Annotated in this window: 17 protein-coding genes; 15 read left to right on the top strand and 2 right to left on the bottom strand. The window is 53.2% G+C overall.

The genetic code is table 11. The annotated features are described in order from the left end of the window. The first annotated feature begins 275 nt into the window (after window positions 1-275). The 15 genes from K9N21_18625 (at window position 276) to K9N21_18555 (ending at window position 19,029) form a co-directional block, all read left to right on the top strand. Window positions 276-977, top strand: a complete 702-nt coding sequence (locus K9N21_18625) for a DUF364 domain-containing protein (protein MCF8145927.1) — start codon at window positions 276-278, stop codon at window positions 975-977. A 191-nt stretch (window positions 978-1,168) separates the two neighbouring features. Further along, the gene (locus tag K9N21_18620) at window positions 1,169-2,509 is read left to right on the top strand and encodes an FAD-dependent oxidoreductase (protein ID MCF8145926.1); all 1,341 of its coding nucleotides are present in this window, start codon (window positions 1,169-1,171) and stop codon (window positions 2,507-2,509) included. A gap of 1,192 nt (window positions 2,510-3,701) precedes the next feature. Continuing rightward, a complete protein-coding gene (locus K9N21_18615) occupies window positions 3,702-3,968 on the top strand; it encodes a 2Fe-2S iron-sulfur cluster binding domain-containing protein (protein ID MCF8145925.1) in 267 nt (88 codons plus the stop codon). 6 nt (window positions 3,969-3,974) lie between these two features. Continuing rightward, window positions 3,975-4,697, top strand: coding sequence for a hypothetical protein (locus K9N21_18610; GenBank protein MCF8145924.1), 723 nt, complete (start codon window positions 3,975-3,977; stop codon window positions 4,695-4,697). Beyond that, on the top strand, window positions 4,694-5,332 hold the full coding sequence (locus K9N21_18605) for a hypothetical protein (GenBank protein MCF8145923.1): 639 nt from the start codon (window positions 4,694-4,696) through the stop codon (window positions 5,330-5,332). The genes K9N21_18610 and K9N21_18605 overlap by 4 nt, the downstream gene beginning before the upstream one ends. Before the next feature lie 140 nt (window positions 5,333-5,472). Next, the gene (locus K9N21_18600) at window positions 5,473-5,961 is read left to right on the top strand and encodes a CHRD domain-containing protein (GenBank protein MCF8145922.1); all 489 of its coding nucleotides are present in this window, start codon (window positions 5,473-5,475) and stop codon (window positions 5,959-5,961) included. Window positions 5,962-6,289: 328 nt separating this feature from the next. After that, entirely contained in the window at window positions 6,290-6,793 is a 504-nt protein-coding gene (locus K9N21_18595; protein ID MCF8145921.1) for a cytochrome c3 family protein, read from the top strand. Between the two features lies 1 nt (window position 6,794). After that, entirely contained in the window at window positions 6,795-8,807 is a 2,013-nt protein-coding gene (locus tag K9N21_18590; GenBank protein MCF8145920.1) for a hypothetical protein, read from the top strand. Window positions 8,808-8,980: 173 nt separating this feature from the next. After that, on the top strand, window positions 8,981-10,294 hold the full coding sequence (locus tag K9N21_18585; GenBank protein ID MCF8145919.1) for a TolC family protein: 1,314 nt from the start codon (window positions 8,981-8,983) through the stop codon (window positions 10,292-10,294). Next, window positions 10,291-11,829, top strand: a complete 1,539-nt coding sequence (locus K9N21_18580; protein MCF8145918.1) for a TolC family protein — start codon at window positions 10,291-10,293, stop codon at window positions 11,827-11,829. Before K9N21_18585 ends, K9N21_18580 begins: the two co-directional genes overlap by 4 nt. A 223-nt stretch (window positions 11,830-12,052) precedes the next feature. After that, a complete protein-coding gene (locus K9N21_18575; protein MCF8145917.1) occupies window positions 12,053-13,213 on the top strand; it encodes an efflux RND transporter periplasmic adaptor subunit in 1,161 nt (386 codons plus the stop codon). 7 nt (window positions 13,214-13,220) lie between these two features. Further along, window positions 13,221-16,706, top strand: coding sequence for an efflux RND transporter permease subunit (locus K9N21_18570; GenBank protein MCF8145916.1), 3,486 nt, complete (start codon window positions 13,221-13,223; stop codon window positions 16,704-16,706). 16 nt (window positions 16,707-16,722) lie between these two features. Continuing rightward, entirely contained in the window at window positions 16,723-17,733 is a 1,011-nt protein-coding gene (locus K9N21_18565) for a hypothetical protein (protein MCF8145915.1), read from the top strand. 56 nt (window positions 17,734-17,789) lie between these two features. Continuing rightward, entirely contained in the window at window positions 17,790-18,026 is a 237-nt protein-coding gene (locus K9N21_18560) for a copper resistance protein B (protein MCF8145914.1), read from the top strand. Between the two features lie 331 nt (window positions 18,027-18,357). Next, the gene (locus tag K9N21_18555) at window positions 18,358-19,029 is read left to right on the top strand and encodes a transglutaminase family protein (protein ID MCF8145913.1); all 672 of its coding nucleotides are present in this window, start codon (window positions 18,358-18,360) and stop codon (window positions 19,027-19,029) included. 39 nt (window positions 19,030-19,068) lie between these two features. On the opposite strand, the gene K9N21_18550 is transcribed toward K9N21_18555, so the two are convergent. Both K9N21_18550 and K9N21_18545 read right to left on the bottom strand, forming a co-directional pair. Beyond that, window positions 19,069-19,896: an MBL fold metallo-hydrolase gene (locus K9N21_18550; protein ID MCF8145912.1), complete on the bottom strand. Its 828-nt coding sequence runs from the start codon at window positions 19,894-19,896 to the stop codon at window positions 19,069-19,071. A gap of 120 nt (window positions 19,897-20,016) precedes the next feature. Next, window positions 20,017-20,385: a DUF5320 domain-containing protein gene (locus K9N21_18545; GenBank protein ID MCF8145911.1), complete on the bottom strand. Its 369-nt coding sequence runs from the start codon at window positions 20,383-20,385 to the stop codon at window positions 20,017-20,019. Between the last annotated feature and the right edge of the window lie 79 nt (window positions 20,386-20,464).

Here is a 20,464-nt window from a genome sequence, read left to right as displayed (position 1 = left end):
GGGCTTTACAATACAGTCTGTTCCAGCCCCAAGTACAGCCTTTCATGGGACGGTATGTCCTTGCTGCCTTTCCGTAAACATTATTCGGAGCCCGGGGGCGGCCGCCGAACGATACGACCGCATTTTATTGCAGCTCTTGAGCAGAGACCCCCACGGGTGCCCAGAACGCTTCCGGGACTTGGGTGAAACCTTTTGGTTGCGGCTGTTAGGCCGCCTTGGGAACAACCGTGAATGAGAAGCAGAGCCAAGGTTGCACGAAGATCCTCGATGATGTGATGTCTCTGTTGAATTTTGATGCGGCAGTTCAAGATATCCGCCAGGGGGTGTTTCACACCGCGGTCCTGACCCGGTACTGCGGGCTGGCGGCAACCCTTCCCAAGGACGCCCTCCAGCAGACCCCCCCCATGGTGAAAGACCCCGGCAGCCTGATCGAAAAGAGCGCACAGGACCTGGCCCGGCTCGCCTACTCTTCCAGCATTCTGGAGGCGGCAATGGGCATGGCTGCCGTCAACTCCCTCCTCGAAGTCGATGCGGATGCCTGTGTGGAGTTGAACGCCGCAGAACTGATCATGGAAGAGGGGAGGGGAAGAAAGGTCGTTATTGTGGGACATTTCCCGTTTATCCCCAGGGTCCGTGAGATCGCAGCGCAACTTCAGGTCGTTGAGAGAAACCCGCGCACAGGTGATCTTGGTGAAGAGGAGGCGGATCGCGTCATTCCTCAGGCGGACGTGGTGGCCATAACCGGGACCGCCCTGACCACGCATACTATGGATCATCTGCTCGGACTCTGCCGGCCGGACGCCTATGTGATCCTGCTCGGCGATACCGCACCCTTGTGTCCTGTTTTCTTCGACTATGGCGTGGATGCGGTTTCCGGGACTCGGGTGGTGGATCCTCTCCTTGCAATGCGCTGTGTCAGCGAGGGGGCCAATTTCAGACAGATACGGGGCACCCGGCGGTTGACGCTGATGAGATGATGGGAATTCAGGAATTGAAGGATTCTGGAATTGAGGGATAGACGGACTGAGGGCATCTTCAGCATCGGGTTTTTATTGGGTGTTGGACGTTCGATGTTGGACGTTTGTCCCTTGAAAGGGTTTTGGCCTGGTCTGATTCCGCTCAAGAGCGGGGAGGGCGCTCTCGTCAGATACCTAAGGAGGAAAATATCATGAGATTTGTCATCATCGGCGGAGATGCGGCAGGCATGAGCGCGGCCAGTCGGGCCAAGAGAACCCGGCCCGATATGGAGGTCATTGTCCTAGAGCAGACGGCCGACGTCTCTTACAGCGCATGCGGCATGCCCTATAATATTGCTGAAGCGGATCGGAAAATAGACGACCTTGTGGTCAGACAGGCGCATGTGTTCAGGGAAAAGCAGGGGATCGACCTGAGGACCGGGCATCGTGCCGAGGCTATCGACCCTTCGGCCAAGACCGTGAGCGGCCGGACATCCGGGGGGGATCCATTTCATCTGTCTTATGACAAACTCCTGATCGCTACGGGTGCGTCCCCCATCATCCCCCCTCTGCCCGGGTTCGATCAAGACGGGGTATTCGGCCTCAAGAGCCTGGAGGACGGGCGGAAACTCAAGCAGTTCATCGCGGACCATCAGGTCAAAAAGGTGGTCATTATGGGGATGGGATACATCGCCCTGGAGATGGCCGAGGCCCTCCGTGCAAGGGACATCGAGGTGGCGATGGTCAAGCCCCGGCCGATTCTCCTTCCCTGGATGAACCCAACCCTCTCCGAAATGATCAGGGAGGAGATCGATCGCCACGGAGCACAGATGTATCCGGGTCATGAGGTGAAGGCCGTTGAAAAGGCGCAGGGTGGCCTGAAGGTGATCTGTTCGGATCTGGAACTGGATGGCCAGATGGTCGTGGTGGCCATCGGGGTGACGCCCAACAGCCGGATCGCGGAAGCGGCGGGGATCGCGCTGGGTCTTGAGAAGTCCATCGCCGTTGACCGGAGCCTGCGAACGTCCGTGGAGGACATCTACTCTGTGGGCGACTGCGCGGACGCCTATCATGTGGTAACCGGAAAAAAGACCTGGATCCCGCTGGCCCTTCGGGCCAGCAGGGGCGGGTGGGCCGTGGCCGATATCGTCACCGGCAAAGCGGTCTCTCTTCAGGGCGTGGCTGGGACGGCCGTGTTCAAGGTCTTCGATCTTCAGGTGGCCCGGACAGGCCTTTCCGTAAAGGAGGCCGAGGATGCGGGTTTTGATCCGGCAGAGATTGTGATCCAGGCAAGATCCCGGGCCCATGCCCATCCGGGATCCTCTCCTATCGGTGTACAGATGGTGGGCGACAAACGATCCGGCCTCCTCCTGGGGGTGCAGATGGTGGGAAGGGAAGGGGTTGCCCATCGGATCGACGCCCCTGCAGTGGCCCTTCATGCGAGACTGACCGTCGAGGCCTTCAGCGAGTGCGATCTGGCCTATGCCCCGCCTTTCAGTCCGGTGTGGGACCCGATGCTCACGGCCGCAACCCAGCTCTTGAAAAAGATGTGAACCGGGGCGATATCCTCAGAATCTGCCAACCGGAAGTGCGGAACCGGCCGATGGCTTCGCAATAATATCGGTTCATGTGCTCTAATACAAAAATTAATCCCCCTGGTTTGCCACTCTTGCGATTTCATCAATGATGAACTTCTGATCCGGCAGTGTATCGAATGTCATTTCAGGTATTCCGGCCTCCAATGACTCCGCCCTTGATGGGCAAACCCTCTGCATCCGGCAGAAAAGAAAAATCGCCGCCGACCACTCCTTTCGCCCCATTCTCAACCACAAGACACATGAGAGCACCAGCTACCCCGTCCAGCATTTAAGAGACACGTCCTTCAAATGGGATTTCTTCTCACCGAATCCTGGTGGACCGGTCTGGCAGACGGTCTCCCAGGTTCATCTTAGATCAATATGTCCCTGAAATGTTTCGTTACACAGGAAAGACACTCCAAAGAGTTTTATGATTATGTACTGTGAGTATCAAAGAGGAATACAGGATGAACCCCATTCACATCCCCTGAGATTTGTTCATAGTTAATCAGGAATACCAGATTGATCCCATAGCCGGGCATCAACTCTTTTCAAATACAGCTTGTATGCTCTGAATCCAACTTGAATCCACATAGATTATTCAATCGCCTGCTGATCCTCAGGAACTGAAGCACGACTGTCTAAACTCGATATCGGAAAACAGGCTTCAATTTTCACCATCATTTTAATCCCTTGGGGTTGAATTCCCCGCCCTTTGGGGCGTTTCAAGAGAATTTATGCTTTTGATACCCCGCTTCTTGCGGCGGGGTAGTTCATTGCCGGCATTAAAGCGCAAATGGGAGAACGCGGATGATTAAATTCTGGACAAAGTTGGGATTCTTCATATTGCTGATCTTCCTTGTATGGGGGTACACGTCTTCGAGAGGCACTGAGACGCAAAAGCAGGGTCTCACCAGTATTTGCTTCGGGCAAGACAAACCTGAAACTCCGGAAAATCACCAGGAAAGGGACATCCGGTGGTTTCGCGACGAAATGAAAATCAGCCCCAAATACCTGGACAAAGCCGAAGGGATTTTAGGGATGTCATGGACCCATTTTTTTACCATGCTGTTCCTTGTATTTTTCTCTGTTGCCGCTGTGACGGCGCTTGTCATACGGCACAGACGGACCAAACAACTCTTGAATCAATTATTACAGGAGAAGGAACATGGCACTGACAGTTGAATTCAAAAGATCCCAAAAAACAGCAGAATGGCAAGATCGGTTCGAAAATATCCTGGAGCTTGCCGAACATCATGGCATAGAAATCGACAGCGATTGCCAGCAGGGATTCTGCGGCACTTGCAAGATAGAACTTCTCTCTGGAGACGTTCACATGGAAGTAACCGACGGCCTGGAGGCCGAAGATATGAAACAAAATATGATCCTCCCGTGCGTGGCCAGACCCACCACAGACATTGTGATTAACGTCTGACAGACCATGACAGAAAAAAATATTAACGCGCTCCTCGCCATATTTTTCATTGTCCTGGTGGCGGGGTTACTGTTTCATGAGAGCGAGACATTTGCCGGAAGCCTGTTGGGTCATTCCATCGGGATCGTGGGCACGACGATGATTTTCCTGACCCTCATCTATCCGTACAGAAAACGGGTACGCCATCAACGCGGCAGACAAAATCCTCTCAGTAAGCATATCTTCTATGGTCTTATGGGGCCTTCGTTGGTGGTCATCCACTCCGCTCATAAGTTGGACAGCCTGATCGGTTTGCTGGTCTTTTTGTCCATGTTGATCGTGGTATTGAGCGGCATCACAGGGAGGTTTTTTTTCAGAAGGATCAGCCGAACATTAAAGGATCAGCAACGCCAACTTGCCGTGCTTAAAGAGGAGTTCCGAAAACGGAGAAAAATGGTTGCTGCATGTGAAGCATATTTTGGTCTGGATCATGCTGAAGAAAATGAAAATAGGGCTGAGACGGAAAACGGACGATACGAGGGAGCGCAGAGGGATCAATGCGAAGAGCTTTTGGATATTGCACAGTCCATGAGCGAGCTGGAGTACACCACAACCATCTTCGATTCTACAAAATCCCTGTTTTCCAAGTGGATGATTGTGCATCATGTGCTTACGTTGTTTCTTTTTTCATTTGTTTTTTTACACATCCTCACAGTCCTTTACTATGGCCTGAGGTGGATCCCATCATGAAGATTGTTTACGGCGCAGCAATTCTCGTGTCTGTGACTCTGTGCGTATGGCTCTTTCTGAATGAAAGAGCCGCAGAACCCGGGTCCCTGAGTATATTCCACCAAGAGAATGACCGATGCGACTTCTGCCACCTGCCATGGCGGGGTGTGTCGGATCGGGTGTGTCTGGAATGCCATGACTTCAATGACGTTTCCCTGTTGAGCCCGGAGATTCGCTTCCATGAGGCTGAAAAACATTGCCTGAAGTGCCATGTGGAACATCAGGGGTCGAGCGGGAACATATCCAGGGTCGATCACACGCTTTTCAACGGTGAATTCCAATGCACCCGATGTCATACGGACATACACGGAGGTCTCTTTGGCAGCAAGTGCAGGGAATGTCATGGGATAAAGACCTGGGATGTGCCGGGTTTCCGGCATCCGCCGGAAGATAGGCTGAACTGCGATCTTTGTCACAAGGCTCCCTATTCCCACCAGGATAACGCATTCTGGCAGAAAATCGAAATGACTCACGGCGAAACATTGGAAGACATCTCCCGAGAAGACTGTTGGCGCTGTCACACGACCCGAAATTGGCAACACCTCATCATGCCGCATTCCATTGAAGATATCCAAGGACTCGATGTTGTGGAGTGATGCGGGTCGAATTTTCGAAAAACATATCCAGGAGTTGGAGCACTCAAAATCTAAAGGCATGGCAACAGTTTGAGCACGAGGTGCCGACGTATATCGGCCTGTGGATTTTCGGAGCGGTTTTGAAAGGAGAGGAAAAGGATATGTTCAAGAATAAAAAATCGATTTTCGTACTGGTCGCTGGGATCTTCTCAATTTTCGGTCTCATACCGGGAGGCTTGGCGGGAGATCGGACCGCCTTTCATTGTTCTCTGGGTCTTGACGGCCGAGCCATGGCTAGGGGAGAGTTGGTTCTTTCTGAAGACGGTTCAGCCCTTCAATATAAGCTTGAGGTTCATAATGTTGAAGATATCACCATGGCGCATTTACACCTTGGAAAGGCCGGGAAAATCGGCACGCCCGTAGTGTGGCTTTATCCGGACGCACCTCCTCCTAAACTTATCCCCGGTCTGTTTAAAGGAGTCCTGGCCGAGGGAACCATTACCCAGAAGAATTTGATTGGACCCATGCGCGGAAAACGCCTGCCGGCGCTCATTGCAGAGATACGTGCAGGGAACGTCTATGTCAATATCCATACGCGAACACATGCCCGGGGCAACATCTGCGGACCTGTTTACCTGGCTGAAGAGTAAAGGGAAATCATTCCCATATGGAATTGTGTGTGGACGGCAATCATCAAGCAGGTAAAGGTGCCTTATGAAAAGGACATTATTTTCAGTGATTCTGTCAGCATACGTATTTGTGATCTGCATTTTCTCCTGCGCCACCCCTTCAAACCGTTTTCTGGAACGGCCCGTTGCCATAAAGGGAGCTGAGCCGGTGGGTACTGAAACCTGCGCTTTATGTCACGAAGATATCGTGAAGCGTTTCAAATATACGGCGCATGCGCGCCTCCATATCTCGACAGATAACAGGGAAGTATTGGGCTGCGAGGCCTGCCACGGGCAAGGCAGCCTCCATATGGAAGGGGGCGGAGGCAAAGGACAATATATCATCAACCCGGGAAGGAATCCGGATGCCTGCTACCCATGTCATCTGGGGGTCAAAATGGCCTTTAATCTCCAGTATCACCATCCGGTAAGAGAGCGCCGGATGAATTGTATAAACTGCCATGACCCTCACGGAGAAGATATCTATAAAGCGAAAGGGATGAGGGCAGGCAGGGAGAATGACGTCTGCGTGCAGTGCCATCGCGACAAATCCAGACCCCGAGTGTTTGAGCACGAGGCCCTTCGGGAGGGCTGCACCATTTGCCATAGGGCTCATGGATCCATCAACGACAAAATGCTGGTGGAAAATGATAACAACCTATGCCTGAAATGCCATGCTCAGATCGGGTTGCGCAATTCGATCACCATCGGCACTGTTTCCCACACCACGCGTCTTGCCCAGGGAACATGCTGGAGCGCGGGCTGCCATACCGCCGTTCATGGTTCCGACATCAATCCGCATCTGAGGTATTAAGATGAAGGCCCTGATAAGAACCGTCATCATTTTTGTACCGATCGGACTGGTTTTGTTGCCGGTCGGCCTCGCCCATCCTCAAGAAAACGATGAAGCGGTTCCCCTGACTTTTGAACTGAGTCCCACCTTACAGTACAGGAGTGTTGATGGGGATGAAAACAAGTTTCGTGAAGATCAGTGGATTCAAGAGGGTTGGGCGGAAGGCGTGGAAAATTTCCTTCTGGAAAAATCGATCAGAGGCGGTTGGATGTTACACATGGAAGGCCGCGCCATCGTTCCGGAGGAAGACTATCGATTCCTTTTGGATCTCGGAAAAAAAGATCTTGGCTTTTTTCATGCGCATTTCACCCAGTATCGTAAATATTTTGACGATACAGGGGGCTATTTTCGCCCTTTTGCCATCCCGGTATTCCATTTGGACAAAGATATGCACCTTGATATCGGCAGCTTTTCCCTGGAAGCCGGGATCACCATCCCGGACCTGCCGAAAATTGTGATAGGATATGAACGGAAGTTCAAGGAAGGGGAGAAATCCCTCCTTGAATGGGGAAGTGTAACAGAGGGGGCGGTAACCAGGAAAATATTCCCTTCGTTCCAAGAAATAGACGAGCAAGTGGATATTTTCAAGGTGGATGTGGCCCACCATATCGGAAAAGTGCACCTGGAAGACCGGTTTCGATATGAAAAATACAAGACCGATACGACGCGATTCGAGCAGGATCGAAATCTTGATGCGGGTACTTCGGAAACAGTGAATGTTTCCGAGAGATACGATCATGACGCCCTCTATAATACCTTCCACCTGGACAGTCAAATTAGCGAAACCATCTACTTTTCCTTTGGGTATCTTTTGAACGATGTGGATGGCGATGCCTCGTTCAACATGCTTACAACACCCTTTGGTCCCGACCCTTTTGACAAGAACTGGCGCACAAACTCAATTATACTCGATCAGAAAAGCCATGTGCTGAATTTGAATGCCCGATTCGGTCCATACCGCCAATTGAGTTTTCACGGCGGAATTCAGGCCGAGATTACAAACACCGAAGGAGATAGCGATGCCATCCTCACAGAGACTCTTCCGGGTCAAGGCCCTGTCTCACCTGAGGCCCGAAGCCAAAGCCGCACAGACAAGAAAGGGTTTATGGAAACCGTAGGAGTCCGTTATTCAGGCATCCCCCACACCTCCTTATACGCGGAGGGAAAATGGACCCAGCAAGGTATCGATCTGTATGAAAAAGAGGTGGAGGATGCCGTCACGGTGTTCGAGCGCCTGACCGATACCGATGTCGACCGGAGCAGATATACTTTTGGCTTCAGCAGTTCACCCATTCGCCGGCTGACCCTATCAGGCCGTTACCGGAGACGCTGTCACGACAACGATTATGATCACAAGATAGATACCGATCCGGGCTATTCAGCCTTTATCAACAGCCAGGAGCTGGATACCGAGGAAATCCAGGCCAAGGTGACCGCCCGACTGACCGGAACGTTCAAAACGAGCTTTCAGTATCAACGCGTTAAAACAGAGATAGATACCCTTTCCCAGACGACACCGCCAAGCAATGTGGAATCGGGCGATTACGTCGCCGACATATACAGCCTCAATGTAACGTCCACCCCGATAGCCAGCCTGTACCTAACCGGTCAATTTTCTTACAGGGATGTGAATTCGGAAAGCTTTGCCAATGGGAGCCCTACCGTCACCGGCTATGACGGTGATGTCTACACCTTCATCGGAACCGCGGGATGGGCCGTCGGAAAAAAAACCGATTTGACGCTGCAATACCTTTTAAGCTGGTCGGACAACTTTCAAGACAACTCAGCAGTAGGACTTCCTTTGGGTCTTGATAATACCCGCCACGGACTCTCCCTCTCCTGCACCCATAAATTGAATGACACGATTCGAGCACGATTCGGGTATGGTTTTTATAAATATGACGAAGAGAGCAACGGCGGGTCTGATGACTATACGGCCCACGTCTTGGGAGTAGGTCTTGAGATCATTTTTTAAAATAAAGACAGCCGTGGAATTTCCATCACGTTCCAAAAAGGCATTATCCGCCGAGAAGCATCTCAGCCACCTTGTTCGCCCCGTATCTGCGAGTACTCCAAATTCCGGAAGGACGACCCGCAGAAACGCCACCGCTGAGTGGAGGTAAGATGAAAGGCCGTAAGAGGCTAATAATGGCTATTTCAATTATTTGGGGAGTCAGCACAGCGACCCCTCTTTGTGCAGGGTCGCCGGACAAGTTGTCTGAACACAAGGTCAAGCTTGAGGATCTCATCCATTATGCCTGCGAAGACAATCCGTCGATTCGGGCGGCGCGTCAGACATGGAGAGCCACTCTCGAGGATTACAGGGTCGTTACCGGATACCCCGATCCTCAGCTCAACGTTTCCTATTACCCGGACCCCATAGAAACCCGCCTCGGCCCGCAGGACTGGAATGTTAGCCTTTCTCAAAGAATTCCCTTTCCGGGTAAGCTTTCCAAGGCCGGAGAGGTGGTGGAATCAGAAGCACATATCGTCAAACTTAAGCTCGACAAAACCGTGCGGGAGGTCGTGAAGGCCGTCAAGGAATCCTACTATGAATTGAGGTATATACGCGAGGCTAAGAAGATCGCCGATGAAAACCTCAGACTGCTGCAGCACCTGAGAAAAGTAGGAGAAACCGGCTATGCGAACGACCGGACCGCACTGCTGGATATGGTCAAGGCCCAGTCACAGTTGGGCCAGATCCGGTACGACATGGTGCTGTTGAGCGATCTCGAGGAGACTGAAATCACCCGGCTCAACTCCCTTCTGAATCGATCTCCAGGCGCCCGGATCGGCCCGTTGCGCTCCATCCCTGTCCAGCCCCTCCCCTATAATCTCGATCAGTTGTACCAGATGGCAGAGAAAAACCAGGAAGACATCCTTGTGGCCGAGAGCCGGATCGAGAAGGCCGAGGCGAAGGTGGATCTGGCCCGTCTGGAGAATCGACCGGATTTCAATGTCGGCGTCTTTTACGGGTCAATCGGAAACCCGAATATTCCCCAGCGGCCCAGCGATGCCGGACGCGACGCCCTCGGTGTCCAGTTCGGGGTGACTATCCCCCTCTGGTTAGGGAAAAACAGAGGCCGCGTGGAACGCGCCTTTGCGGAAATGGGGATGGCCAGGGAGGAGAGGCAGGTCATGGTCAACCGGGCCCGGGAGGGAATTCGCTCGACCTTTTTCCGTCTGGAAAATGCCAAAAGGCTGATTTCGCTCTATCAAAACGACCTGCTTCCGCAGGCGGCGAAGGCCATGGAAATCGCCGAAACGTGGTTTCGGGAAAAACAATCCACCTTCTCGGATTTTATCGAGGCCCAGGCCGTGTGGTACAACTTTAACCTTGCATTGGCCAGGGCCCGGGCCGATTACGGAAAATATCTTGCCCGGCTTGAACCGCTCGTCGGTCAGAGCATTGCGGCGCCCGGAAATCCACCCGGCCGGGATATGGAAAAGGAGGAGAAATGAACAGAAAGAGCATTGTCATTTTCTGCCTGGCCTTTTCGATGACAAATCCGGTCTGCGCCGGGTACCGTGAGCTGAAAAACGAATATGAATCGTATCGGCCCCCTGCCTATTTCGTGGATCAATTCGGATCTGGACCTGAACCGGAACATCCGGTCACCGACAGCGCATTTGACGCCCAACAAAAACGGCTTGAGGAGATGAAAGCCGGATGGGAAAAGGCACTGAAGACCGGAAGCGATGAGGGCAGTTTTCTGGTTCCCGACCCTAAACTCGTTGAATTTCTTAAACCGGCTCAAACCCACACAGATGCAGCGGCAGCTGCCATAAAGGGCACCTATTCGTTAAAACAACTTGAAACACTGACAGTGCTGCGAAACCCCGGGGTGAAAGCGGCAGAGGATCGGCTGCGAGGCGCAATTGAAGCGTTTACCCAGGTAGGCGCCCTGGATGAAATCCTTCGCAAGTATACCGCGTTTACGGAAGATCTTATGCCGGGAGTCGGTCCCATGAGAGGAAAAGAGCCGATGAAACTTAAATTCCCTTTTCCGGGTGTGATGGCGTTAAAGGGTGAAATCGTGGACCGGGAGATCAGAGCCGAAAGGGAGAGCCTGGAAGCGGTTCGCAGGGATGCTGTCACGGCGATTCGGAAAGCATACTGGAACCTGATATATGTCATTAAAGGCATGGGGATCACCTCCGAGATGCTCGAGCTTCTCGAACAATTGGATGCGGTCGTCCAGAGTCGATACGAAGCGGGAAAAACCAGCTACCAGGACGTGATCAAGGTCCGCATCCACCGGGAAACCCTGCATGAGGATCTGAACACGCTCGGAGAGCAGCAACACAATTTTGATTCGAAGATCCGGGAAATCTTAAACCTTCCTCCCGGCGTCAAACTCGGGACCCCGGAAATTCGAACACCTTCCGCAGAGATCCCCATGCTCAAGGATCTCTATGGGATCGCTCAACAGCACCGTCAGGAACTTCGACGTCTGCGGGACCGGATCAGCAAGATGGAGTTGATGATTGAGATGGCCGAAACCATGATCCTTCCACCCTATACCTTGAACTCTTCTCTTTATGAGGACGAGGCGGTCAACCAAGTCGGCTCTTTTGCCCAACAGAATACCTTCCCGATCAAAACAGAAGCCTCAAGGGGAGCGGGACTTCCCAAGATGCCCTGGTACGGGATCGAAGATGCATATATTCGCGAAACCCGGCAACAACTTCACGCGCTTAGGGAAGATCTGGCGAAAACCGAAGCGGCGACCCGTACCAGGGTCCGATACGCCTGGTTTCAACTGGACCTGGCACGGCGTGAAAGAGCGCTTTATTACGACGACGTGGTACAGCTCTCGAGATCGGCATTGGATGTCTCCACACGCAGTTACGTCGCCGGAAACGTTGCGTTCGCCGATGTGATCGATGCTTATACCACGTGGTTGAAGGCAACCCTGACCCTCGAGAGAAAGCGTAGCGATTTCGGCATTGCCTGGGCAAATCTGGAGCAGGTGGTGGGAACGACCCTCCGATAGAAGGAACCATGAGAAAGCTGCTGGGAGTTTGAATTTGACGACAAAAACACCGGATAAAAAAGGCATCCCATCATTTTGGGTGGTACTCATCACCGCAGCGCTTACCCTTCTGATCGGGGGCGGCGGCGCTTATCTGTTGGGATATCTGGAGATTTCTCATGAAACCGCGGAAAAGACAATCCCAGAAAAAGAGGAAAGAAAGGTGGCCTACTGGCGTTCTCCGATGAATCCCACGGAGGTCTACGACCAACCCGGAAAAAGTGTCATGGGGATGGATCTGGTGCCCGTCTACGAGGACGAACTGGTGGATGGTGTTGATGTGCGCATCGACCCGGTCGTTCAGCAGAATATGGGCATTAGAACTGCCCGGGTGGAGAAGGCGCCGCTGGTTCGAACCATACGGACATACGGGAATATCACTTACGATGAAACGCGAACCGCCGAGATCAGTCCCAAGGTCAGCGGCTGGATTGAGAAAATACATGTGGATTTTACCGGAAAATTTGTGGAAAAGAGCCAGCCGCTTTTTGACCTGTATTCGCCGGAGCTTTTCTCCGCCCAACAGGAGTATCTTGCCGCTTATCTAAATTTTACCCGCCACGGCAGGAAGAACCTGGATCTGCTGGAATCCGCCCGCGAGAGGCTCCGGTATTTCGACATACCGGAAAGCGCAATACGTGCCATGGAGAAATCCGGAAAGCTCAAAAAGACCCTCACTCTCCGCTCCCCGTTCAACGGCGTGGTGATCCAAAAAAACGCTGAGGCGGGCACTTATATAAGGACCGGCACCACGGTCTATCGGATCGCAGATCTCTCGCGGATCTGGGTCGAAGCCCACATCTACGAATACGAACTGCCGTGGGTGTCACAGGGCCAGGAAGCGGAAATGACCCTTCCCTACTTTCCGGGAAGGACCTATTCCGGCAAGGTTTCTTTTGTTTACCCGTACCTTCAGCAGAAAACACGCGATGTGGTGGTGCGGCTGGAATTCGACAATCCGAATTTTACACTCAAACCCGACATGTACTGCGACATCATCATAAAAAGCGATCAAGGAGAAGGGATTGTGGTTCCTTCGGAGGCGGTCATCCGCTCCGGAGAACGCAACGTCGCCTTTGTGGTAAGGGAAAACAACAAATTCGAACCCCGGGACCTGACCCTGGGCCTTCAGATGAACACAGAGTTTCAGGTTTTATCCGGACTTGCCCCGGGGGAGGTGATTGTCACTTCGGGCCAGTTCCTGATCGATTCGGAGTCCGACCTCACAGAGGCGGTGCAGCAGATGATGGAACCCAAACGCGCGGATATGAATAATGGAAAATCAATGGAGGGGGAAACTAAGACGCCAATAGAAGGCAAAGAGACCCCCCATCCAGGTCATTGACAGGCCCATGATTGAAAAGATCATAGAATATTCAATCAGAAACCGCTTTATGGTCGTGCTGGCTGTGCTGTTCGCAACCGTCGGCGGCACACTGGCCATGTTGAATATTCCCATAGATGCGATCCCCGATCTCTCCGATGTGCAGGTGATTATCTTTACCGAATTTTCGGGACAAGCCCCCCAGGTGGTGGAAGACCAGGTGACCTATCCCCTGACCACGGCCATGCTGGCGGTGCCCTACGCCCAGGTGGTCCGGGGATACTCTTTTTTCGGATTTTCATTTGTCTACATTATCTTTGAAGACGGTACCGACATGTATTGGGCCCGTTCGCGCGTTCTGGAGTATCTGAACTTCGTGGCAGGCCGGCTGCCGAAAGGGGTGACTCCCACTCTCGGCCCGGACGCCACGGGCGTAGGGTGGGTGTACGAGTATATTTTAACGGATCCCACGGGCACACACGATCTCCAGCAGCTTCGAAGCATCCAGGACTGGTTCCTTCGTTACGAATTAGCCGCTGTCCCGGGGATATCCGAGGTGGCAAGTGTCGGCGGTTTTGTCAAGCAGTACCAGGTGGAAGTGGATCCCAACAAGCTGCTGGCCTATGATCTGTCCATTCAAAACCTTCGGCACGCCATTCAGCGCTCCAACAACGATGTCGGCGGCAGGCTCATTGAGATGGCGGAAACCGAATTCATGGTCCGGGGGCTCGGTTATATTCAGTCGAAGGAAGATCTTGAGTCCATTACGTTGGGTACGGACCGTTACGGCACCCCCATCCTGCTGAAAAACGTCGCTAATGTAAAATTGGGGCCGGAGCTTCGCCGGGGCATTCTGGAATGGAAGGGGGAGGGGGAAACCGTCGGCGGCATTATCGTCATGCGGTTCGGTGAAAATGCCATGGAAGTCATAAGGAATGTGAAAAAGAGGCTCCGGGAGCTCGAAAACTCCCTGCCCGAAGGCGTTGAGATTGAATGGGCCTACGATCGATCGGCACTCATCCAGCGATCCATTGATACCTTGACTGGGGCTCTGACCCTCCAAATGATCATCGTGGCAGTGGTCTGCATGGTCTTCTTGATCCATTTCCGTTCCGCTTTCGTAGCCATCATCACATTGCCGGTAGGAATCCTGATCTCACTTCTGATTATGTATGCCATAAAGGTCAACGCCAACATCATGAGCCTGGGCGGGATTGCCATCGCCATCGGCGTGATGGTGGACGCTTCGGTGGTCATGGTGGAAAACGCCCACAAACATCTCGAACGAAATCAGGGCCAAAAACCCCATATCGAGGTTATCCAGGAAGCCGCGAAAGAAGTGGGACCGGCACTGTTCAGCAGCCTGCTGATCATCACGGTCTCCTTTCTGCCGGTCTTCGCACTCCAGGCCCAGTCTGGCCGTCTCTTCAAACCGCTCGCCTACACCTGGGTTTTTGCCCTGCTGGCCTCTTCCCTCCTTGCGATTACGTTTATTCCGGTCTTGATGAGTTTTTTTGTAATGGACAACGTGTTCTCTTCCCATACAAGCCGTCGCCGGCGCCTCGGAACCTGGATTCTGGCGACGGCGGGGCCTCCGCTCCTGGTGGTCATCGCCGGGCTGGGAGGAATGAATCTTCCCGACTGGAGCCTTGTAGCGGCCCTGGGAGTCTCTGTTTTCCTTGTGTTCTGCCTCCTGCCTCAAAAAATGATCCCCGAAGCCAAAAACCCTCTCGGCCGGTTTTTCGTTCGTACCTATATACCGGTGATCCGGCGGGTCCTGAAATGGCCCAAAATGACGTTACTCCTGTTCCTCCTGATCCTCTGTTTAACCGTTTACCCCTTGAGCCGGCTGGGAAGCGAATTCATGCCGCCTCTAATGGAAGGGACCATCTTTTACATGCCCACGACCCTCCCGGGGATTTCCATCACAAAGGCCCGGGAATTGATCCAGCAGACGGACAAGATCATCCAGCGCTTTCCTGAAGTCCTCCATACCCTGGGGAAAATCGGACGGGCCGAGACGGCCACGGATCCGGCCCCCCTTTCCATGATCGAGACCCTCGTAGAACTTCGGCCTCAGGTCCATTATGAGAAAATCGCCGTGAAACGGTATTTTTCTTCCTGGCGCGGATGGCTGAAGAAACCGCTTACCTGGATCTGGCCCGAGGAGAAAAAGGGACGTATCCTGCAGGAATGGCGGAAGAAGGACGTCGACCGGTTCTTTTCCGGCTGGCCTGAATATCTCAAGAAGCCCCTCGCCTGGATCTGGCCTGAAAAACGATATGTCACCATGGAAGAGTTGGTCGAAGATCTCGATGCCGCGGTCAAATTTCCCGGCGTTACCAATGCCTGGACCATGCCGATCAAGGCACGCATCGACATGCTCTCAACGGGCATCAAGACCCCCGTGGGCATCAAGGTGATCGGTCCGGAGCTGGAGACCCTCTCCGACATCGGCGCCCGGATTGAATCCGTCATACGCGGCATACCGGGGACCCTTTCAGTATACTCGGAACGGGTGGCAGGCGGGAACTATTTTGACTTTGATATCAACCGCTATGAGATTGCCCGTTACGGGCTGACCGTGGGGGATGTTCAGGACGTCATCATGTCCGCCATCGGAGGGATGAACGTGACCACGACCGTGGAAGGGCTCGAACGGTATCCGGTGAATGTCCGTTACAGCCGCGAGCTTCGCGACAACATCGAACGGCTGAACCGGGTCCTGGTCGCCGCGCCTACTGGCGCCCACGTGCCGCTGGCCCAGCTTGCGGACATTTCCATTCACAAGGGACCGCCCGGCATCAAAACAGAAAACGCGCGCATGAATGCCTGGATCTATGTGGATCTCAAAGGCGTGGATGTGGGCTCCTACGTAAACCGGGCAAAGAGTGTTCTTTCACAGGAAATACAGCTTCCGCCGGGGTATTCCATCATCTGGTCCGGACAGTATGAATACATGGAAAAGGCGCGGCAGCGGTTGAAGATTATCCTTCCACTCACCTTGATCATCGTGTTCGTCCTTCTCTACCTCCACTTCAACAGCGTCAGTGAGTCCTGCATCGTGATGCTGGGCCTCCCCTTTTCCCTCGTCGGCGGCATCTGGCTTCTCTACCTTCTGGGGTATAATATTTCCGTGGCTGTGATGGTCGGCTTCATTGCCCTCGCCGGCCTTGCTGCGGAAACAGGGGTGGTGATGATGACCTATTTGGATGAAGCATTTTCCAGGCGAAGTGCTGAAGAAGGGATGCATACCCCGGATGACCTTCATGCAGCCATTGTCGAAGGGGCTGCAGAAAGGGTACGACCGGTTCTGATGACCGTATCCACAACCATTATGGGACTGATGCCGGTGATGCTGGGCACTGCTACCGGTTCCCAGGTAATGAAAAGGATCGCGGCGCCCATGGTCGGCGGACTGTTTTCCGCCCTCCTGCTGACATTGGTCATTCTTCCGGTCATATATGACATCTGGAAACGGCCCAGGCTTAAGAAAGACGAGCAGGGTTTATGACCCTAAGGATTCAGACATGACGCCCCTGCATAAAAACGCCAAAATAGCACTCATCTGTGCACTGGTCACCGGGATTCTGATTCTCCACTATGTTACGCTCCACGAGAAGACCGTCCAGCACGCCCTGTACCGGATGCTGTTTTATATGCCCCTGGTCCTGGGAAGTTTCTGGTTCGGCTTTAAGGGAGCGCTCTATATCTCCATGGCCGTGGCTGTATTTTATCTCCCCTATGCGATCTTTCGGTGGCAGGGGTTTGCTCAGGACTTCGACAAGGTTCTGGAAGGATCGCTCTACATCTTTATCGCCCTTATACTGGGGTTCTTGGCCGAAAGGGAACGTAAGGAACACACGAAAAGGGTTGAGTCGGAACGGCTTGCGGCCATCGGGAAAGCCGTATCAGAGATTGCCCACGATATGAAATCACCGCTTATGGCCATCGGCGGATTCACGACCCAGGTTTCCAGAAAGCTGTCTGCAGACGACCCCAAGAGGAAGAAACTCGACCTGGTGGTCAAAGAGACCTCCCGGCTGGAATCCATGGTCAGGGAAATGCTCGATTTCAGCCGTGCTGTTCAACTGCAGATCAGCATGGAGAGTCTCAACAGACTGGCAGAGGACTGCGTCGAAATGTGCCGGCCCATCGGAGAGGCACACAATGTGGAGTTAAAGACTGCATTCGATCCCGATCTGCCTCCGCAGCCGCTGGACAGGAACCGAATGGAGCAGGTCATGATGAACCTGATTACGAACGCCGTCCAGGCATCCGCTCCCCAACAGGCCGTATGGATTCGAACGCATAAGGCGGCAAATAATGCGGTCCTGGAATGCTGCGACACCGGATACGGTATCAATGAGAAGGATCTGGACAAAATTTTTGAACCTTTTTTTTCCACCAAAAAAGATGGAACCGGACTAGGGCTGCCGATCGTGAAAAAAATCGTGGAGGCCCATGGTGGCAGCATTTCCCTGCGTCCGAATCCGGATGCAGGCGTCACCTTTTCGGTACGGCTGCCGCTGAAGGAGTAATTCGCTGACGATGGAAGCAAGGCATTTGCAGGGGCTTTCCAGTAGACTATCACGAGATGGATACCCACCCGGAGAAAGGTGAAGCGATTCGAAAATACGCCGACGATGCACAATCAGGGGCCCAGGAAAACTTCGGTGTGCAGCCTGTTCACGACAACGAGATCTTCGCCGTTTTTCGCGCAGACCGCCTGGAATACCAGACCGGAGAAGGAAAAGACCTGATGCTTTGGGATGTGCAGGCCTGGGTCGGCGGGGACGCACGATTCATCCGGCAGACCGGGACAGCACAATGAGCATGAAACCTATGACGGGATGCTTTGAATTCTAAGATTAGCCTGATTTCGGCCTTGAAAATGAAATTGGCCACGAATTTCGGTTTGGGATACCCTTGACATTCATTTAAAGGTGTGGCAACCATGATGCCCTTTATGGTTAGTGCCACCATTAAAAAGAGGAACCGGGCCGGAAGTATTTCCGCCACGGCATAGTCACAACCAGGAATGTCTTACGCAATCCACTAAGAGATTTCCCGTATTTACCATGTGTTAACCAATAATATGCCAATTTCCTGCATGTAAGCGAACAGAAAGGAAGTCCCGAGTGGAAATGGAGAATGAAGGTGAAATGAAAATCTATCTGCGTCCGACATATGCCATTGATTCCGACCACGGGAGCATTGCGGAAACGGCACAGCGTGTCACAAGCGGGTGTTCCGGCAATGCGGACAAGGCCGTCGCGCTCTTTCATTTTGTCAGGGATTCGATCCATTATAATGTCTTCATGATTTCCGTGTTCAAGGAGGATTTCAAGGCGTCCAGGGTGCTGGAATGGGGCAAGGGCTACTGCGTACAAAAGGCCGTTCTCCTGACAGCGCTTGGAAGGGCTGCCGGCATCCCGAGCCGGATGGCCTTTGCCAAGATCACCAACCACCGGGTGCCTCCTCACATATATGAGAAGCTGGGCGTCAATACCTTTCCCCGGCACGGATACAACCAATTTTTCCTGAATGGCCGATGGGTGAACGCCGCTGCCACATTCGACAAAACCCTGTGCGACAACAACGGTCTCCCTGTGGTGGAATTCGATGGAAAACACGATGCCATATTGCCTGAAAAGGACCTTCGAGGAGAGCCTTATATCGAGTATATCGAAAAGTTCCCCCCTGCAGACGACTTTCCCTTTGACTGGATTGTCGAGAGGATTGCGCGGATCGTAGGGCCGGACAAGCGGCCGTGGCTCAAAAGGGAGGATGAGGTCAGCCTTCCCAATTCGGTGAGAACGCTCTCCACGGAATAGGGAAGGTCGGACGACTCGTGAAAACAGGAGCGAATCAGCTCATTGTTCAAGCTCCGGCAGGCTCAGGAGGAGCCCCGTTGCACAGGTGATATAATTGTCTTTGTAGTACTCCTTGAAGAAGTTCCTGGTCTCATCGCCGCTGCAATGACAGGGGGCGATCTTTTCCACCTTGAGGGCATCCAGCCGCTTGGCAATTTTCTTCAACTCAGACAGAGAATACCCCATCAGGTGAAAGCCCCCGGCAAGGAGGTACACCTTGTCTTTGAAAACCGCTGTGGCATGCTCCACGATCTCCACAATGCCGGGATGGGCGCAGCCCGTGATAATGACCAGGCCGCGACGGGTTTTCAGGACGAGCGACTGCTCCTTCAGCCCATGGCCGAGTTCTCCGGTGGTGTAGACGCCGGGATGGATCATCCGGGGACCGGCGATCTCCTCGACAGACGTCCCCATCCGGCGGAGGGCTTGCTTGAAGTCTTCCGGAAAGGATTTTGGGAGATAGACGGTAATGTCCTGCCGCTGCTGAAGGAATCCCGACAGTCCCCCCACATGGTCCCCATGGACATGGGAGAGGGCCACGGCGTCTATCTTTCGGCAATCCAGGTCGAGTTCCTGCATATTCCGGGTGAGTATCGAAGGGTCTCCGCCCGTATCGAAGAGGATTTGATACTTCGGGAGCGTGATGAGACAGGAAAAGCCCCATGCGGGCGTCAGAGATTTTTTCAATGTGTAGTTGTCATAGAGGATCAAGAGCTGATTGGCAGGTTCATTCACTGGAAGCCTCCCTCCGTAAGCGGTCTGAAATGACATGGCGATCGATAGGATGGGAATCGCGGCCCGGCATATCCATCCGGCCGCAACTCCCATTGTTCCATGTCTTACACAAAATATTCGATGACTAAGATTCAACCCTTATGTCCCCCGCGCCTCCGGGAAAATTGAATCCTGTGAAGCGTCGGAAACGCGGGAGCCTCTTGTTGCGTTTTGTTATGATGCCGAGGATTTCGACTCAAGCTCTTCAATTCGCTTATTAATGGCATCCAGTTCATTCTTGATGCCGTTCGCCTCATCTCTGAGCATGTTCATCTCGTCATCAGGGGTCATGCAATACGGATTCCCATAAGGCGCAGCATAAGCAGGTCCGTACCATCCTGCTGCAGGGGCATACGCCCCCTGCCGGCCAAAGCCTCTCCCATATCCCCATGCGCCTCTGCCACGGCCAAAGCCGCCTCTGAAACCACGGCCCAGGCCGTATCGCGGCGCTCCATAATACCTTCCGGAAGGATTGCAGTTGCCCCAGCCTCCTCCGGTCATGGGTCCTGCGCCCATGGGTCCTGTTCCATCGAATCCCGGCATATCGAACACCTCCTTTGGTAAATAAAGGGTTAATCTGTTTTGCGGGTGAGATGGCGGCAGTCACACAGGGCGTGATCAC

This window comes from Deltaproteobacteria bacterium (assembly GCA_021737785.1).
In the GTDB taxonomy this organism is placed as follows: Bacteria; Desulfobacterota; DSM-4660; order Desulfatiglandales; family Desulfatiglandaceae; genus AUK324.
The sequence above is the reverse complement of the archived record's forward strand: the minus strand, read 5'-3'. Positions and strand labels throughout refer to the sequence as shown.

Bases quoted from the DNA above. Each gene is read 5' to 3' on its own strand.
- K9N21_18625 (MCF8145927.1), top strand. From the start codon at position 276: ATGTCTCTGTTGAATTTTGATGCGGCAGTTCAAGATATCCGCCAGGGG.
- K9N21_18620 (MCF8145926.1), top strand. From the start codon at position 1,169: ATGAGATTTGTCATCATCGGCGGAGATGCGGCAGGCATGAGCGCGGCC.
- K9N21_18615 (MCF8145925.1), top strand. From the start codon at position 3,702: ATGGCACTGACAGTTGAATTCAAAAGATCCCAAAAAACAGCAGAATGG.
- K9N21_18610 (MCF8145924.1), top strand. From the start codon at position 3,975: ATGACAGAAAAAAATATTAACGCGCTCCTCGCCATATTTTTCATTGTC.
- K9N21_18605 (MCF8145923.1), top strand. From the start codon at position 4,694: ATGAAGATTGTTTACGGCGCAGCAATTCTCGTGTCTGTGACTCTGTGC.
- K9N21_18600 (MCF8145922.1), top strand. From the start codon at position 5,473: ATGTTCAAGAATAAAAAATCGATTTTCGTACTGGTCGCTGGGATCTTC.
- K9N21_18595 (MCF8145921.1), top strand. From the start codon at position 6,290: ATGGAAGGGGGCGGAGGCAAAGGACAATATATCATCAACCCGGGAAGG.
- K9N21_18590 (MCF8145920.1), top strand. From the start codon at position 6,795: ATGAAGGCCCTGATAAGAACCGTCATCATTTTTGTACCGATCGGACTG.
- K9N21_18585 (MCF8145919.1), top strand. From the start codon at position 8,981: ATGGCTATTTCAATTATTTGGGGAGTCAGCACAGCGACCCCTCTTTGT.
- K9N21_18580 (MCF8145918.1), top strand. From the start codon at position 10,291: ATGAACAGAAAGAGCATTGTCATTTTCTGCCTGGCCTTTTCGATGACA.
- K9N21_18575 (MCF8145917.1), top strand. From the start codon at position 12,053: ATGAATCCCACGGAGGTCTACGACCAACCCGGAAAAAGTGTCATGGGG.
- K9N21_18570 (MCF8145916.1), top strand. From the start codon at position 13,221: ATGATTGAAAAGATCATAGAATATTCAATCAGAAACCGCTTTATGGTC.
- K9N21_18565 (MCF8145915.1), top strand. From the start codon at position 16,723: ATGACGCCCCTGCATAAAAACGCCAAAATAGCACTCATCTGTGCACTG.
- K9N21_18560 (MCF8145914.1), top strand. From the start codon at position 17,790: ATGGATACCCACCCGGAGAAAGGTGAAGCGATTCGAAAATACGCCGAC.
- K9N21_18555 (MCF8145913.1), top strand. From the start codon at position 18,358: ATGAAAATCTATCTGCGTCCGACATATGCCATTGATTCCGACCACGGG.
- K9N21_18550 (MCF8145912.1), bottom strand. From the start codon at position 19,896: ATGGGAGTTGCGGCCGGATGGATATGCCGGGCCGCGATTCCCATCCTA.
- K9N21_18545 (MCF8145911.1), bottom strand. From the start codon at position 20,385: ATGCCGGGATTCGATGGAACAGGACCCATGGGCGCAGGACCCATGACC.